Here is a 13,464-nt window from a genome sequence, read left to right as displayed (position 1 = left end):
GCCGGCATGGCATGCGCTCGAATTTTGCAGCCATTTCAGAGCGATAGGGGGACAGCCGGCGGGCCGATGATACCGGCGGAGGGGCTCATTCGCCCGCGCCGGTCGCAGGTGGTGTCGCAGCTCCCCCGATCTCACGGCCCCCCATCGCGGGCCCCGGGGGCCGCTGGCCGGGCGCGCGGCCGGCCGCTGCCGTCAGTCCTTCCGATCAGGCGTCCTCGAACTTGGCAATGACCAGCGTTTCGGCCAGCCCGTCGCGCGTCCATTCCTGGAACGCCGGCAGCGCCATCATCGTCTCCATGTAGGCCATGGTGTCCGGCGCCACCTCGATCGCATAGGTGCGGAAGCGGTGCACGACCGGGGCGTACATGGCGTCCGCGGCACCGAAGCGGCCGAACAGGAACGGCCCCTTCGCGCCATAGCGGGTACGGCACTCGCGCCAGATCTCCTCGATGCGCGCGACGTTGGCCTTGGCGTCCGCCGACAGCGCCACGGGGCGGATCGGCCGATGCAGGTTCATGCCGCATTCGTTGCGCAGCGGCACGAATCCGGAATGCATCTCGGCGCACACCGAGCGGGCATGCGCGCGCGCCGCGACATCGTCGGGCCACAGCTTCTTCTCCGGGTAGCGCTCGGCGATATATTCGATGATGGCGAGCGAATCCCACACCGTGATGTCGCCGTCGACCAGCACGGGCACCTTGCCGGCGCGGCTGAAGGACAGGATCTGCTCCTTGTCGGCGGGATCGTCGGTGTAGAGCGGGATCAGCGTCTCCACGAACGGGATGTCGTTGGCGCGGAGCGCGAGCCAGGGCCGCATCGACCATGACGAGTAGTTCTTGTTGCCGATCGCGAGTTTCAGCGCAGCCATGTCACTGTCCTTCGTTTGAGTCCTGCGGTTGCAGCCGCTTTTAGCGCCATCGCCTGCCGCCAATCAATCGTTGCTGCGTCCCGTCATGCGTGGCAATCGTTGCAATCCTTGCGAGGACACCGACATGAGCAGGCATTGGGTCGACATCACCGCCGTCGGCTTCTTCATCATCGAGTGGCTGGTCTATGCGCTGACGCTGGAGCACTCGGCCTATGGCCGCGACAGCCTGTCGGCGCGCATGAACCGCTACCGCGAGGTCTGGGTGCGCCAGCTGCTCGACCGCGACACGCGCATGGTCGACATGCAGATCATGGCCTCGCTTCAGAACGGCACCGCCTTCTTCGCCTCCACCAGCCTGTTCGCGCTCGGCGGCGCGCTGGCGCTGCTGCATGCCACCAACGATGCCATCACGATCCTGAGCAAGCTGCCGGTCGACCTCAGCACTTCGCCGGCAATGTGGGAGCTGAAATGCGTCGGCCTAGTGCTGATCTGCGTCTACGCCTTCTTCAAGTTCGCCTGGGCCTACCGCCTGTTCAACTACGTCGCGATCCTGTTCGGCGGCATGCCGCCGGCCTCCCAGCGCGACACGGCCGAGGCCGAAGCCCATGTCATCCGCACCACACGCCTGTTCGAATCCGCTGGCCGCCATTTCAACCGCGGCCAGCGCGCCTTCTTCTTCGCGCTCGGTTATCTCGGCTGGTTCGTCAGCCCCTGGGTGCTGTTCGTGACCACGGCAGCGGTCGTGGTCGTGACCTGGCGACGGCAGTTCGCGTCCAGTGCCTGGGCCGCAATGGCGCCGGAGGTGGATGGCGGAGAGGCGCGGAAGCTTGGTCACTGATCTATCGTGTCCCAGCTCTGCAGCGCACCGCTTGCTGGACGATGCTTCACATCGCCAGGGAAGCGCTGCACCGCGTCCGGGGCACGAGAGCGAAGCGTGGCGTGCGCTCGCAGACATGCCTTCGCAGTCTCGCGGCGCAATTCGCCCGAGTTTTGCTTGGTCAATCCGCCCTCTTGAGCCAAGAGGGCGCAGGGAAGGCCGGGTGCCGGCGGCACCCGCGGTCCGCTGCGCGAAGAAGCACACGCAGGAAGAACCGCACAGCAGCATACAGGTGAAGCCCAACACACGGCCTTCCCTGCGCGATGGTCGGACGGCTTATGCCGCGCTCTCCCGGGAGCCGAGTTCGTTTTGGCCTCCCTCACTCCGCGAAAGTCACCGGCCCCGCGCCGGTTGACGCGAGCGCCGCATTCGCCAGAGCTTGACCGTAGCAACGACGGTCAGGACCACACGGTTTTGCCGTACGCGCGGTTCGTTGGCGCCGCAGGGTTCGACGGCGTTGTGCACGTTGCCATCGAAATGCCGGCGCGACGAACCTGACAGCGCCGCTCGTCCGTACGAAGCCTTCGGGCTCACGGAGAGCAATCCGCCCTGCCCTCAGCTCTCGTACACGACGCTGCCGCGTCCACCGCAAGCCCGGCTCGCGACAATGACGACCGCATGATCGCCCCTCGAGATTGAGCCGGGATGGGCGACACATACGATATTTCCGAATTTCGGTAAAGCGGAATGTTTTCGCAATGACGACTTGACACGGCCGCGACACAGGCACGAGAGCTGGCTGGGGGCGTTAGCCGCCGAAATCCCGCGGGCTGAACGGCAGGTCCAGCACCTTCCACTCGCCGTACAGATTGGCCGGCAGCATCTTGTAGGGCTGGCAGCTCTGCAGCGCGCTCGTTGCGGACTTGACGATGGCCACACCCTTGGCGGACGGCGGCGCCTCGATCAGGATGGGCTCACGCGCCAGCGTGCCGTCGGTGGCGAACACGGTGCGCAGCTTGACATGAACGTTGTCGGTCGGCGCGACGCCGGCCGGCAGCTTGGCGCAGGTGCGCAAATGACGGCGAAGCTCCGCGATAACCTCGGGCGGAAGCTTCGCAGCGATTGAAGCGTTGGCATCGCCGCCGTCGTCCTTGGCGCCTTTGGGCTCGACCGGCAATTCGGGCGGCAGACCCAGCATGACACCGTACTTGATGGTGACGTCCGGCTGCGGCGCCTGATAGGCCGGCTGCGGCGTGGTCTGCGCCGGCGGTTGCGCGTTGGCCTCGCGTTGCTTCGAGGCCTGCGAGGGTTGCGGCTGCTTCTGCTGCGGCTCGGGCGAGGCCTGCTGGGATGGCGATGGTGCTGGCGCCTGCGGCTTGGCCGCTGGCTCCGAGGCCTCCGTCTTGTCGGTGGCATCCGGCTTCGGCAGCTTCAGATCGGGGAGCGGCTCCGGCGGCTTCGTCTCTTCCTTCTCCCCGGCCTTGGCTTCCTCCTTCACCTGCTCCGGCGTGACGATATCGACCGTGACAGTCTCGGGCGGCTGGCTGTGAAACGGACGGACCTCGCTGATCACGATGATCAGCGCCACCAGCGTCAGATGGGCGATTGCCGAGGCGGCAATATCCGTCCGTATGATCTTCCGCAGTTCCATCGCCCGATCTTGGGTTGCCGCCGCGGTCCTAGCATACCCCGGGTCCCTCTCAATCCCATTTCGGGGCGAAGCCAAAGTCGGTCAGGCGGCCCTTCGGATTGGCGAGCGCGGCGATCCGGCTCATTTCGTCTTTCGACAGCTCGAAATCGAAGATCTCGATGTTTTCCGACAGGCGCTCGATGCGCGAGGTGCGCGGGATCGCGGCGACATTCTGCTGCACCAGCCAGCGCAGGCAGACCTGCGCCGGCGTCTTGCGGTGGACGCGACCGATCTCGGCCAGCGTCTGGTCAGACTTGATGCGGCCCTTGGCGATCGGGCTGTAGGCGACGAGGGCAAGGCCATGCTGGTCGCAGGCCGCCCTCACCTTCGCCTGGTCGAGATAGGGATGATACTCGACCTGGTTGCAGACCAGCGGCTCCGCCGACAGCGCGACCGCCTGCTCGATCAGCGCCACGGTGAAATTGGAGACGCCGATGTGACGGGTCAGGCCCATCGTCTTCGCATGCGACAGCGCGCCCAGCGTCTCCGCGAGCGGCACATGAGGATTGGGCCAGTGCAGCAGCAACAGATCGACCGAGGGAAGCCGCAGGCGTGCGAGGCTCTCCTTGACGGAGCGCTCGAGATCATGGGGCGCGAAATGGTTGGTCCAGACCTTGGTGGTGAGGAAGACGTCGTCGCGGCGCACGCCGGAGGCGCGCAAACCGTCCCCGACCTCGCGCTCATTGTCGTAGACCTGCGCGGTGTCGATATGGCGATAACCGAAACGTAGCGCTTGCTCGACCACGCGCGCGGCCAGCCTTCCGCTCAGCTCCCAGGTGCCGAGACCGATCGCCGGAATCCTTGCGCCATTGGCCTCGACGAACAGCATGAGGAATCCTCTTCCGTTGCGGCAGCCCCGGAAGTCATTATGGACCCGGTCGATGATGCTGCCAACGGAAGCCGCAGCAGTCAGGCCGGATATTGGACGCAAGCCTAACGGAAGGTTGTACTCAGGCCTTGGCGAGCGCCTGGAATACCGTGTCCGGAGCATGCGCGATCACTGCGAGCAGTGCGCGGGCCGGGCCGCGCGGGGCGCGCTTGCCCTGCTCCCAGTTGCGGATGGTCTCGACGGGAACGCCGAGCCTGGCTGCGAACTCCATCTGGGTCAGGCGGGCGCGCCGGCGCAGATCGCGCACCGCGAGCGGGCCGGTGTCAGCCGGCGCCGCATGGGCCGTCGGCTGAACCGCAAGCGGCTGGACCGGAAACTCCTGGCCATCCCGCAATTCGACGATCCGTCCGTCCGCCTTCAGCCGCAACCGCATGCCCATTCCCCCAAGCAGAGCCGATGATGCGGCAGGTCGCTTAAAGCCGGATTAAAAATGATGGACGTGCCCCGGACGCGCGCCGCGTTTGCGGCGTGGTGCGCTGCTGAGCCGGGGCCCATATCGCCGCGACGTGCCCTGCCGCTCTGGGTCCCGGCTCTGCGCCGCAACGCCAAAGGCGTTGCAGCTTGTCCGGGACACGAGGTGTATGAGACCTCGGCTAATCCAACATCCACTCGTGCCCCGGACGCAGCGCAGCGCGCCGCGTTTGCGGCGTGGTGCGCTGCTGAGCCGGGGCCCATCTAGCCGCAGCATACCGTGCCGCTTGCTGGGTCCCGGTTCTGCGCAGCAACGCCAAGAGCGTTGCAGCGCGCCCGGGACACGAGAGCAAGGACGCTCCCTACTTCAACCCGAACCAGAGCGTCGCAATCCCGAGGAAGGAGAAGAAGCCGACGACGTCAGTCACGGTTGTCACGAAGGTGCCGGAGGCTACCGCCGGGTCGGCCCGCACGCGCTCCAGCGCCATCGGGATCAGGATGCCGCCGAGCGCGCCGGCGACGAGGTTGCAGATGATGGCGAGCCCGATGACGATGCCGAGGCCCGGGATCTTGAACCAGGCCACCGCCGCGATGCCGGTGATCACGGCGAAGGCGAGGCCGTTGACGAGGCCGACCAGGGCCTCGCGCATCACCACGCGCCAGGCGTTGGAGGAGCCGAGCTCGCGCGTCGCCAGCGCCCGCACCGCTACCGTCATGGTCTGGGTCGCGGCATTGCCGCCCTGGCTCGCCACGATCGGCGCCAGCACCGCGAGCGCGACCATCTTCTCCAGCTGGCCCTCGAACAGGCCGAGCACGGAGGACGCCAGGAACGCGGTAGCGAGGTTCACCAGCAGCCAGTTGAAGCGGCCGCGGGCGATGGTGAGGAACGTATCCGACAGCTCTTCGTCGCTGGTGACGCCGCCGAGCGCCTTGAGGTCCTCGTCCGCCTCCTCCTCGATGACGTCGACGACATCGTCGACGGTGATGACGCCGACGAGGCGGTCCTGGGTGTCGAGCACGGGCGCGGCGACGAGATTGTACTTGCCGAACATGCGCGCCACCTCTTCCTGGTCCTCCAGGACGGAGACGCGGCGGCGGTCCTCGTCGGTGAGTTCGGTCAAGGCCACCGGCCGGCGCGTGCGCAGGAGCACGTCGAGCGGCACCGCACCCTGCCAGTGCTGGTCCTTGTCGACGACGTAGATCTCGTAGAAGCGGTCGGGCAGATCCGGCGTCTCGCGCATGTAGTCGATCGCCTGGCCGACGGTGAAATCCTGGGGCACGGCGATGAACTCGGTCTGCATGCGGCGCCCGGCGGAGTTTTCCGGATACAGCAGGCTGCGCTCGAGCGCGACGCGCTCCTTGAGCGGCAGCTTCTCCAGGATCTCTTCCTGCTCCTCGGCGCCGAGCGTTTCCAGGAGCTCGACCGCATCGTCGGATTCGAGCTCGCGGACGCCCTCGGCGACCGTCTCCGGCGGCAGCTCCTCGAGGATCTCCTCGCGCACCGTCTCATCGACCTCGTTCAGCGCCGAGAAGTCGAAATCACGGCCGGTGAGCTCGACCAGGCGGACGCGGTCGTCGGGCTCGAGGGCACCGATCAGATCGCCGAGGTCGGCCTCGTGCAGCTCCGCGACGCAGGCACGCAGCGCCGCGCTGTCCCCGGCCTCGATCGCACGCGCGACTTCCTCGACGAATTCGTGCCTGATTTCACCGTCTTCATTGCGCATCGGCACGTGGTCGAGTACCGAATCCGCAGCGAATGGGGCAACGTCCAGATGTTCATCCATGGCGCGCCTCGCCGTTTGACAGGTTGGAACGGGTGGTGTGAGCTGATGGTTCAGGCAATACCCACAAGGCAAAGCCGAGCGCAATGACAAAGATGCTGGGACTGAGGTGGACCTCGACCATGGCGGGCGCGCTCGCCGCAACCGTCATCGGCAGTGCCGCGACCGTCATCGGCACCGCCGAGACGGAGGCCGCCGAGTGCCCGCGCAAGGACGCGCTCGGCACCTCGCGCGTCCTCAGCGTCGATCCCAAGACCTATCCGCGCGTCGGCCTGAAGAGCTTTCCGCAGACGCTGCCGCTGGCCGATCGCGAGGTCGTGCTGACCTTCGACGACGGGCCGCACCCGCCGACGACGTCGAAGGTGCTGGCGGCGCTGGAACAGGAATGCGTGCGCGCGACCTTCTTCCTGATCGGCCAGCACGCCTCCGAGCATCCGGACATGGTCAAGCGCATCGCCCGGGAGGGCCACACCGTCGGCCATCACTCCTTCTCGCATCCGTTCATGGGGCATATTCCGTTCGAGAAGGCCATTGCCGATGTCGACCGGGGCATTGCCGCAGACGAAATGGCGCTGCACGGAACCTCGACGACGACACCTTCGACCCCGTTCTTCCGCTTTCCCTATTTCGAGTCGACCCAGGCAGAGCTCGACCTGCTGCAGTCGCGCGGCATCGTTGTGTTCGGGGCCGATTTATGGGCCAGCGACTGGGAGGAGATGACGCCGGAGCAGCAGTTGAAGCTCGTCACCGAGCGCCTCGCTGCGAGCGGCAAGGGCATCATCCTCTTCCACGACAACAAGGCGCGCACGGCCGCCATGATGCCGGCGTTTCTGCGGTATCTGAGGGAGAACGGCTATCGGGTTGTCCACATCGTACCGACGGGCACATCACAGAGGAACGCCGATACGCGCTGATGCCGGAATGTCACGCCCGGGCAAAATGGGGTGATTTGCAGCCAATTAACACTCTGTTCATGCTACGGCGTGCAAAGATGAGGGCGGCTACGGCTGAACCGTTTTGAGCCATCTCCGACCTATCTAAGCGCCAATTGCATGGGGGCAGACGAGGTTCATGATCGGAAGTAGCGTTGTTTTGCGGACGCGATCGTGGATCGTCCTGTGTCTGGGAATGCTCACCGCCGGTTCGCCGGCCGCGCTTGCGGCCGACTGTCCGGGCCGCCCCGACGCCCTCGGCACCTCCCGCACCCTCGTGGTCGATCCGCGCGAGCATCCGCTGATCGGCACCATGCAGTACCGCGAGACGCTGCCGCTGAAGGACCATGAGGTGGTCCTGACCTTCGACGACGGCCCGATCCCGAAATATTCCAACCAGGTGCTCAAGATCCTCGCCGACGAATGCATCAAGGCGACGTTCTTCATCGTCGGCAACCAGGCCAAGGCCAATCCGGACGGCGTGCGCAAGCTGGTCGCGGCCGGCCACACCGTCGGCACGCACAGCATGGACCATCCGCTGACCTTCGACCGGATGCCGATCGAGAAGGCCGAGGCGGAGATCAATGGCGGCATCGAATGGACCGCGGCCGCGATGACCGATCCGTCGCAGCTCGCCCCGTTCTTCCGCATTCCCGGGCTGATGCGCGCCGAGGGCGTCGAGAGCCATCTGATCTCACGCGGCATCCAGGTCTGGAGCGCCGACTTCCCGGCAGATGATTGGCGGCACGTCTCGTCAGACCGCGTCTACCAGCTCGCGATCCAGCGCCTGGAGGCCAAGGGCAAGGGCATCCTGCTGCTGCACGACATTCAGGCCCGCACGGTGGCGGCGCTGCCCAAGATCATCCGCGAGCTCAAGGCGCGCGGCTATCGCATTGTGCATGTGGTGCCCGCCACCCCCGAGCGGCCGGCGACGCCGACCACGCAGGTCGAATGGCTGCTGCATCCGCCATCCGAGACGACGCCGATCGCGCGCTGGCCGCGCGTGCCGCAATTCGTGTTCACGCAGACCAAGACGCTGCCAGCGCCCGCGCTCGCAGACCTCAATGTGCAGGTCGAGCATCAGTCGCTGCTGCCGCGCCGGAGCAAGGGCCAGATGGACCTCGCATCCACCCTGCCCGTGCCGGGCCGCGATCTGTTCGCGATTCCGGAAGGCTCGGTCGAGGTGCTGATGTCGACGACCTCATCGCGGCGCGCCGCGACCCGGCTCGCCATGGCGGCCGAGAGGCCGCATCCGGCCAAGGACAAGGCAGCGCAGGGCAGAGCCGCGAAAGGCAAGACGGCCAAGCTGCAGGGGCGGCGAACCGCCCAGGTGGCGCCGGCGGCGGATCATGCCGCGCAGCCCGTCGACATCGTACCCAAGAGCAGCGCAGCGAAGAGCACCGCGGCCAACGGCGCGGCCTCCAAGGGCATGGCGCCCCGTCCGACCCGCGTCGCCAGCCTGAAAAAGCGCGCCTAGGCTGCTATTGCCGCATGATGGCGGCGACGCAGAGCAGCACGATCAGCGCCAGGAAGAACAGGTCCATGTAGGACTTGAGCTCGCCGTCGCGGCGCAGCCGCGCGACGTCGGCGATCACCTGCTTGCGCGCGGTGGTGCCCCCCGAACCGTCGTTGATCGGAGCCTGAAGGCGCTTGGTCTCGGCTTCCAGCCTCTCGATCTTCTGGAAGAAGTAGAACGCCCGCAGCGTCGAGGCCGCGCGCATGGCGGCATAGACCAGCACCAGGATCGCCAGGATCGCCCGGTTCGGATACTTCTCCATGAAGTTCAGGCTGAAATAGACCACCGCCATGAAGGCGAAATTAGTCAGGAAGCGGTAGACGAAACTGAGAAAGACCATGCTGGCTCGAACCTTGAGGGGGGCGCAACCCTATGGTGTTGCGAAAGTAGCGGGATCGGGACCCAGGCCGAACGGCGAGCCGGGATGCGGCCCGTCTACGCCAAGTTTGTTTCAATAAAGATACTGCCGCCCCCGCAACTTGCCGCCTTTTAGCCTCACGTGGCCATAAGGCAAGCCGGAGCATGGCCCCTTGGCCCTGCCCGCGCAGGGTGCCCGCAACGGCTCAATGGCGATTTGGTCGAAGGCGCGGTAAACTGCGCCGCCGCCAGATCTGGGGTTCTTCCGATGTCGAAGAAGGGAATCACGGGCCACGACGACTGGGTCATGACCGAGGCACTCGCGACCGCCCTGGTCGCGCTGGAGCAGCTCGAGCCGAAGCACCAGCCGAGCGCGCATATGGAGGACATCCGCAAGCTGCTCGCCAACGGCAAAGAGCCGGCGGCGGTGAGCCTGCACCTCGCCCAGGCCAAATGCCGCCTGTTTCCCGAGCTCGACCCGCTGGAGATCTACCGGGAATACGGCATCGGCGAGGAGTATGGCTGAGGCCGCGGGTCGAGGATCGAGCTCAAGGCCCGCCGGCGACCGATCCCGCGATCACCATGACCAGCGCGCCGAGGTCGATCTTGCCGTTGACGGTCAGCTCCTCCGAGTCCGTCGCGTCGCCTGCGCCCTGGACCTTCAGCGATTGCGGCCGGTCGGCGGCCTGACGCTGCAACTCGCCGACGATCGCTTCCTTGAGCTTCTCTTCCAGCATGGGCTCTTCCTCAAGCCGCCATCGCGCGGCAGGATTGGGCGCAGGAGCGGCACGTCGCGACGCATTCGTCCATGCCGCCGATCCGGGCGCAATCCTCGGCACATTCGGCGCAGATTTCCGCGCACTCACCACAGGTGTGCTTATGATGCGGCGTGTTGATCAGCATGAAATGCGCGGCGGTCCGGCACATTTCGGCACAGGCCATCATCAGGCGGAAATGCTTCGGCTCGACATGCTGGCCGCCGGTCTCGAGGCAATGGTTCATCGCCGTGCCGAGACATGTCTGGTAGCAGCTCATGCAAAGCGCGATGCAGCGGGTCATGTCTTCGGATTGAGCCATCGTTTGTCTCCAGTTGCGCGCCCCGCTCCGCTCGACCAAAGCGGGGCACCGCACTTCGTTCCCGGTTCCGGTCGATTGTGAGGCTCACCGCCGTCCCGTCAGGCCAGCCGCGGCGGCAGGCTGTTGTGGATCGTGCAGGCGGCGATGGCGGCATGGCCGAACGCGACCGAGATCTGGTGCAGGTCGGTGACGACGTCGCCGATGCCGTAGAGCCCGGCGATCGACGTGCGCTGGTGATCGTCAACCTCCAGATAACCCTCCGCGTTATGACCGGCGCCAAGCGCCATCGCGAGCTGCGAGCGCACCTGCGCCCCCATCGCGGGATAGACCATCTCGAATTGCGCCGTCCTGCCGTCGGCAAAGACGGCTTCGAGGCCCTCGCCTTGTCGCCGCAAACGCAGGTCGGGCGCGAACACGACCTTGACGCCCGCTTCGGCCAGCCGTGACGTTGCCGACCGATCGTCATCAGGCCCCGTTGCGAGCAGCGTCACGTCCCGCGAATAGCCGCGCAGGAACAGCGCCTTGCCCGCAGCGCGGGCGAGCGGGCCGATGACTCCGATGCGGCGGCCGGTCGCCTCGAAGGCGTCGCAGACGGGGCAGTAGCGCAGCAGGCCATCGGTGACGGCGGTGCGCCATTCGTCGAACGGCGGACGGGTATCGACGATCCCGCAGGCGAGAATGACGGTGGCGGCCGCGTGCGCGCCCCCATTCCAGCTCGCTTCGAAACCATCTTGGTCACACTGCAACGCCGTGACCTCGGCCTCCACGCGCGTGACGGCGAGCTCGTGCAGCTGGGCCGACATCCGCTCGATCAGCTCCGTGCCGGACAGGCCGTGGACGAAGCCCGGGACGTTGTGGCTGCGCGGGATCAGCGCCGCCCGGCTCGCGCCGGCGTCCACGACGCAGACGCGGCGGCGAAAGCGCGCCAGATAGATCGCGGCCATCAGTCCGGCCGGGCCGCCTCCGACGATCAGGCATTCAACTGGTGGCGCGTCGATCATTTGGGATTTGGGTCCGCAAGACCGGCGCCGGGCTCCTCGAGGCGCCCGCCTCGCGCCAGCCGAACCGCGTTGCCGAGCGCGCGCGCCGCATTCTGCACCTGTTGCTGGAATTCGCGATCCTCGTCGAGCTCGCGATGCGAGGTGGCGTACGGCGCCATGTAGCCGACATAACCGTCGAGCTCGGCGTAGCGGCCCGCCGAGATCAGATGCATGTCGGTCAGCCAGTCGGACAAGGCCCGGCGCACGCCCTCCGCGCCGACCGCGTCGCCGTGAACGACGATGCCGAAATGACGGCCGGCGAGATGGCGCGGATAGGGCCAGCCCTTCAGCTCGATCGCCTTGGCTTCCGCGGCGTTCTTGCCGTGGGTCGAGGTCGGATCGGGATTGCCGCCGTCGGCGCAGACCATGCGGTCCATCATTGCCTTGAGACCGGCGGGCACATGATACCAGTTCACGGGCGCCACGATCAGGATGCCGTGGGCCGCAACCCAAAGCGGATAGATCTCGTTCATCCAGTCGTGGGTCTGGCCCAGCGAGTAGTTCGGATAGCAGCTGCACGGCCAGTGGCACAGCGGCATGGCGGTGCCGACGCAGGACTTGCAGGGATGAATGGTCTTGCCGAATTCGGAGGCGAGGCGCGACAGATCGAGGATGTCGACGGCAAAGCCCATCTCGATGAAGACGGGCTCGGCCAGCTTGACCAGCCGCCAGGTCTTGGACATCTCGCCGGGACAGGTGTGCTCGCTGCGGGCCGAGCCGTTGATGATCAGGATGCGCGGCGTCTCGTCGGCATCGTCGTGGCGACGCTGCGCGTCCATGATTTTTGCGCGCGCTTCGAGCCAGTCGACGGCGAGATCGTAGTCGGGGTCGGAGAAGCCTGCGCCGGCCTTCCGCGTCAACGGCGCCTTGCGCGAATTTCTGTAGGCATCCCAGGCCGCAGCAATGATGGCGTCGAGCTCGCGCCCGAGCGGAGCAAAGGCGGGATCGACGAACTGACCCCTGTAGCGCTGCTCGAACTCCTGGCGCGACAGCTTGACGGGCGGCATCCCCTTGCGAATGTCGGCGTCCGTCATGCTGTCTCCTGGGAAGTCGGTGTCATCCGACCCAACCCGGCGCCCAGCGCGCGGTTCCCAACGCTTTACTGGCGAGCAAGCTCCTGCGGCGCATCGAATTTGGCGATCCGCTGGTCCAGCCGCCACAGCTCGATGCGATGCGCCAGAACGAGCGAGGCGGCCTCGCGCTTGGCCTCTTCGTCGTCGTCGCAGACCAGGTTGATGCATCCGAACACGTGCCCGTCCGGATCGATCTGGAACGCACGGTAATGCTTGATGCTTGCCACTATGGGTGTCCTCGCCTGGGAGCGGCGGGTGCGCTCAGCCAATCCGTCAGGTTCGAGGTCACTTCGTTCTGCTTGGCGCGGCGCAGCAGCATCTCGCGCTCTCTGCCGGGCGGCAGGCTGCTCGCGCGCTCGCGGGCGCTTTCCGCAAAGGCGGCCAGCCGCTCCTGAAGCGTTTGGGTTTGTTTCCTGCGGTTACGTTTCGCGGTCATCTGTACTTCTGAACTCTCGTGGACAATTCGGTTCGAAGGAAATCGGCCCCGGCGGGGGATCGGGCGCCGGGGCCCAGGTTCTGTTGTCACTGAAGTCGCTTGCCGGCCGAGGCGGCTCAGCCCGGCAACGATTGTAGCTTCCGCCGCAATTTGCGGTTCCAGCATTTCCATAAGTTAACGCTGCGCGATTTTGCGCAAAGCACAACCGCGGGACCGATCGATCCGGACTGCGCCGGAACCGAAATGCTGATTCGTATGTTCAAGGACGACTTGAAGGAGGATCATGATGGCAAAAGCAGCATGGAAACGCCCAGGCTCGCCGATCGGCCGCAAAGGACCGCGCAAGGCAAATCCCGCCTACAAGCGCCGCACGCGCGAGCCGTGGACGGCGGCGGATGTGAGCAAGCTGAAGCAGCTCGCGAAAGGCAACACGCCGACAGGCGTGATGAGCATCAAGCTGCAGCGCCCCGTCGCCGCCATCCGCAGCAAGGCGCAACGCGAAGGAATTTCGCTGCGGCCGGTCAACCGCTCGCCCTACAACCGGCGAAGCAAAGCTGCGAAGCGGCGCTGACGACGG

General features: G+C 66.3%; 17 protein-coding genes. 5 read left to right on the top strand and 12 right to left on the bottom strand.

What is annotated here, in order from left to right; translation table 11 throughout:
- Positions 1–205 precede the first annotated feature (205 nt).
- The gene (locus HZZ13_RS11115; protein WP_197959646.1) at positions 206–868 is read right to left on the bottom strand and encodes a glutathione S-transferase family protein; all 663 of its coding nucleotides are present in this window, start codon (positions 866–868) and stop codon (positions 206–208) included.
- A gap of 124 nt (positions 869–992) precedes the next feature.
- On the opposite strand from HZZ13_RS11115, the gene HZZ13_RS11110 reads away from it, so the two are divergent.
- Entirely contained in the window at positions 993–1,706 is a 714-nt protein-coding gene (locus HZZ13_RS11110) for a DUF599 domain-containing protein (RefSeq protein WP_197959645.1), read from the top strand.
- Positions 1,707–2,493: 787 nt separating this feature from the next.
- On the opposite strand, the gene tolA is transcribed toward HZZ13_RS11110, so the two are convergent.
- The 4 genes from tolA to mgtE form a co-directional block, all read right to left on the bottom strand.
- Entirely contained in the window at positions 2,494–3,336 is an 843-nt protein-coding gene (tolA, locus tag HZZ13_RS11105) for a cell envelope integrity protein TolA (protein ID WP_197959644.1), read from the bottom strand.
- A gap of 49 nt (positions 3,337–3,385) precedes the next feature.
- Entirely contained in the window at positions 3,386–4,204 is an 819-nt protein-coding gene (locus HZZ13_RS11100) for an aldo/keto reductase (protein WP_197959643.1), read from the bottom strand.
- 121 nt (positions 4,205–4,325) lie between these two features.
- On the bottom strand, positions 4,326–4,643 hold the full coding sequence (locus HZZ13_RS11095; protein ID WP_197959642.1) for a helix-turn-helix domain-containing protein: 318 nt from the start codon (positions 4,641–4,643) through the stop codon (positions 4,326–4,328).
- A 394-nt stretch (positions 4,644–5,037) separates the two neighbouring features.
- Positions 5,038–6,459 carry a magnesium transporter gene (mgtE, locus tag HZZ13_RS11090; protein WP_197959641.1) on the bottom strand — a complete coding sequence of 474 codons (1,422 nt, stop codon included), beginning with the start codon at positions 6,457–6,459 and terminating at the stop codon, positions 5,038–5,040.
- An 83-nt stretch (positions 6,460–6,542) separates the two neighbouring features.
- Here mgtE and HZZ13_RS11085 point away from each other — a divergent pair, with 83 nt between their 5' ends.
- Together HZZ13_RS11085 and HZZ13_RS11080 are read left to right on the top strand one after the other, a co-directional pair.
- Positions 6,543–7,370, top strand: coding sequence for a polysaccharide deacetylase family protein (locus HZZ13_RS11085; RefSeq protein ID WP_197959640.1), 828 nt, complete (start codon positions 6,543–6,545; stop codon positions 7,368–7,370).
- 157 nt (positions 7,371–7,527) lie between these two features.
- Positions 7,528–8,865 carry a polysaccharide deacetylase family protein gene (locus HZZ13_RS11080; RefSeq protein ID WP_197959639.1) on the top strand — a complete coding sequence of 446 codons (1,338 nt, stop codon included), beginning with the start codon at positions 7,528–7,530 and terminating at the stop codon, positions 8,863–8,865.
- A gap of 4 nt (positions 8,866–8,869) precedes the next feature.
- Here the strand turns inward: HZZ13_RS11080 and HZZ13_RS11075 are convergent, their stop codons facing one another.
- Complete coding sequence (locus tag HZZ13_RS11075; RefSeq protein ID WP_197959638.1) at positions 8,870–9,244, bottom strand: hypothetical protein; 375 nt, start codon at positions 9,242–9,244, stop codon at positions 8,870–8,872.
- Between the two features lie 285 nt (positions 9,245–9,529).
- Between HZZ13_RS11075 and HZZ13_RS11070 the strand changes: the two genes are divergently transcribed.
- Positions 9,530–9,787: a hypothetical protein gene (locus tag HZZ13_RS11070; RefSeq protein WP_197959637.1), complete on the top strand. Its 258-nt coding sequence runs from the start codon at positions 9,530–9,532 to the stop codon at positions 9,785–9,787.
- A 22-nt stretch (positions 9,788–9,809) separates the two neighbouring features.
- Here the strand turns inward: HZZ13_RS11070 and HZZ13_RS11065 are convergent, their stop codons facing one another.
- The 6 genes from HZZ13_RS11065 to HZZ13_RS11040 all read right to left on the bottom strand — a co-directional run bounded on the left by HZZ13_RS11065 (position 9,810) and on the right by HZZ13_RS11040 (position 12,887).
- On the bottom strand, positions 9,810–9,998 hold the full coding sequence (locus tag HZZ13_RS11065) for a hypothetical protein (protein WP_197959636.1): 189 nt from the start codon (positions 9,996–9,998) through the stop codon (positions 9,810–9,812).
- Between the two features lie 10 nt (positions 9,999–10,008).
- Complete coding sequence (locus tag HZZ13_RS11060) at positions 10,009–10,338, bottom strand: four-helix bundle copper-binding protein (RefSeq protein ID WP_197959635.1); 330 nt, start codon at positions 10,336–10,338, stop codon at positions 10,009–10,011.
- A gap of 98 nt (positions 10,339–10,436) precedes the next feature.
- The gene (locus tag HZZ13_RS11055; RefSeq protein WP_197959634.1) at positions 10,437–11,339 is read right to left on the bottom strand and encodes an NAD(P)/FAD-dependent oxidoreductase; all 903 of its coding nucleotides are present in this window, start codon (positions 11,337–11,339) and stop codon (positions 10,437–10,439) included.
- Entirely contained in the window at positions 11,336–12,412 is a 1,077-nt protein-coding gene (locus HZZ13_RS11050; protein ID WP_197959633.1) for a flavodoxin family protein, read from the bottom strand. The genes HZZ13_RS11055 and HZZ13_RS11050 overlap by 4 nt, the downstream gene beginning before the upstream one ends.
- 65 nt (positions 12,413–12,477) lie before the next feature.
- The gene (locus HZZ13_RS11045) at positions 12,478–12,678 is read right to left on the bottom strand and encodes a hypothetical protein (protein WP_197959632.1); all 201 of its coding nucleotides are present in this window, start codon (positions 12,676–12,678) and stop codon (positions 12,478–12,480) included.
- Entirely contained in the window at positions 12,678–12,887 is a 210-nt protein-coding gene (locus tag HZZ13_RS11040; RefSeq protein ID WP_197947768.1) for a hypothetical protein, read from the bottom strand. Before HZZ13_RS11040 ends, HZZ13_RS11045 begins: the two co-directional genes overlap by 1 nt.
- Before the next feature lie 286 nt (positions 12,888–13,173).
- Between HZZ13_RS11040 and HZZ13_RS11035 the strand changes: the two genes are divergently transcribed.
- Complete coding sequence (locus tag HZZ13_RS11035) at positions 13,174–13,458, top strand: hypothetical protein (protein ID WP_197959631.1); 285 nt, start codon at positions 13,174–13,176, stop codon at positions 13,456–13,458.
- Positions 13,459–13,464 lie beyond the last annotated feature (6 nt).

The sequence above is a fragment of the Bradyrhizobium agreste genome (assembly GCF_016031625.1).
In the GTDB taxonomy this organism is placed as follows: Bacteria; Pseudomonadota; Alphaproteobacteria; order Rhizobiales; family Xanthobacteraceae; genus Bradyrhizobium; species Bradyrhizobium agreste.
Note: the sequence above shows the minus strand (reverse complement) of the source record. Positions and strands in the feature narration are given on the sequence as shown.

Bases quoted from the DNA above. Each gene is read 5' to 3' on its own strand.
- HZZ13_RS11115 (WP_197959646.1), bottom strand. From the start codon at position 868: ATGGCTGCGCTGAAACTCGCGATCGGCAACAAGAACTACTCGTCATGG.
- HZZ13_RS11110 (WP_197959645.1), top strand. From the start codon at position 993: ATGAGCAGGCATTGGGTCGACATCACCGCCGTCGGCTTCTTCATCATC.
- tolA (WP_197959644.1), bottom strand. From the start codon at position 3,336: ATGGAACTGCGGAAGATCATACGGACGGATATTGCCGCCTCGGCAATC.
- HZZ13_RS11100 (WP_197959643.1), bottom strand. From the start codon at position 4,204: ATGCTGTTCGTCGAGGCCAATGGCGCAAGGATTCCGGCGATCGGTCTC.
- HZZ13_RS11095 (WP_197959642.1), bottom strand. From the start codon at position 4,643: ATGGGCATGCGGTTGCGGCTGAAGGCGGACGGACGGATCGTCGAATTG.
- mgtE (WP_197959641.1), bottom strand. From the start codon at position 6,459: ATGGATGAACATCTGGACGTTGCCCCATTCGCTGCGGATTCGGTACTC.
- HZZ13_RS11085 (WP_197959640.1), top strand. From the start codon at position 6,543: ATGACAAAGATGCTGGGACTGAGGTGGACCTCGACCATGGCGGGCGCG.
- HZZ13_RS11080 (WP_197959639.1), top strand. From the start codon at position 7,528: ATGATCGGAAGTAGCGTTGTTTTGCGGACGCGATCGTGGATCGTCCTG.
- HZZ13_RS11075 (WP_197959638.1), bottom strand. From the start codon at position 9,244: ATGGTCTTTCTCAGTTTCGTCTACCGCTTCCTGACTAATTTCGCCTTC.
- HZZ13_RS11070 (WP_197959637.1), top strand. From the start codon at position 9,530: ATGTCGAAGAAGGGAATCACGGGCCACGACGACTGGGTCATGACCGAG.
- HZZ13_RS11065 (WP_197959636.1), bottom strand. From the start codon at position 9,998: ATGCTGGAAGAGAAGCTCAAGGAAGCGATCGTCGGCGAGTTGCAGCGT.
- HZZ13_RS11060 (WP_197959635.1), bottom strand. From the start codon at position 10,338: ATGGCTCAATCCGAAGACATGACCCGCTGCATCGCGCTTTGCATGAGC.
- HZZ13_RS11055 (WP_197959634.1), bottom strand. From the start codon at position 11,339: ATGATCGACGCGCCACCAGTTGAATGCCTGATCGTCGGAGGCGGCCCG.
- HZZ13_RS11050 (WP_197959633.1), bottom strand. From the start codon at position 12,412: ATGACGGACGCCGACATTCGCAAGGGGATGCCGCCCGTCAAGCTGTCG.
- HZZ13_RS11040 (WP_197947768.1), bottom strand. From the start codon at position 12,887: ATGACCGCGAAACGTAACCGCAGGAAACAAACCCAAACGCTTCAGGAG.
- HZZ13_RS11035 (WP_197959631.1), top strand. From the start codon at position 13,174: ATGGCAAAAGCAGCATGGAAACGCCCAGGCTCGCCGATCGGCCGCAAA.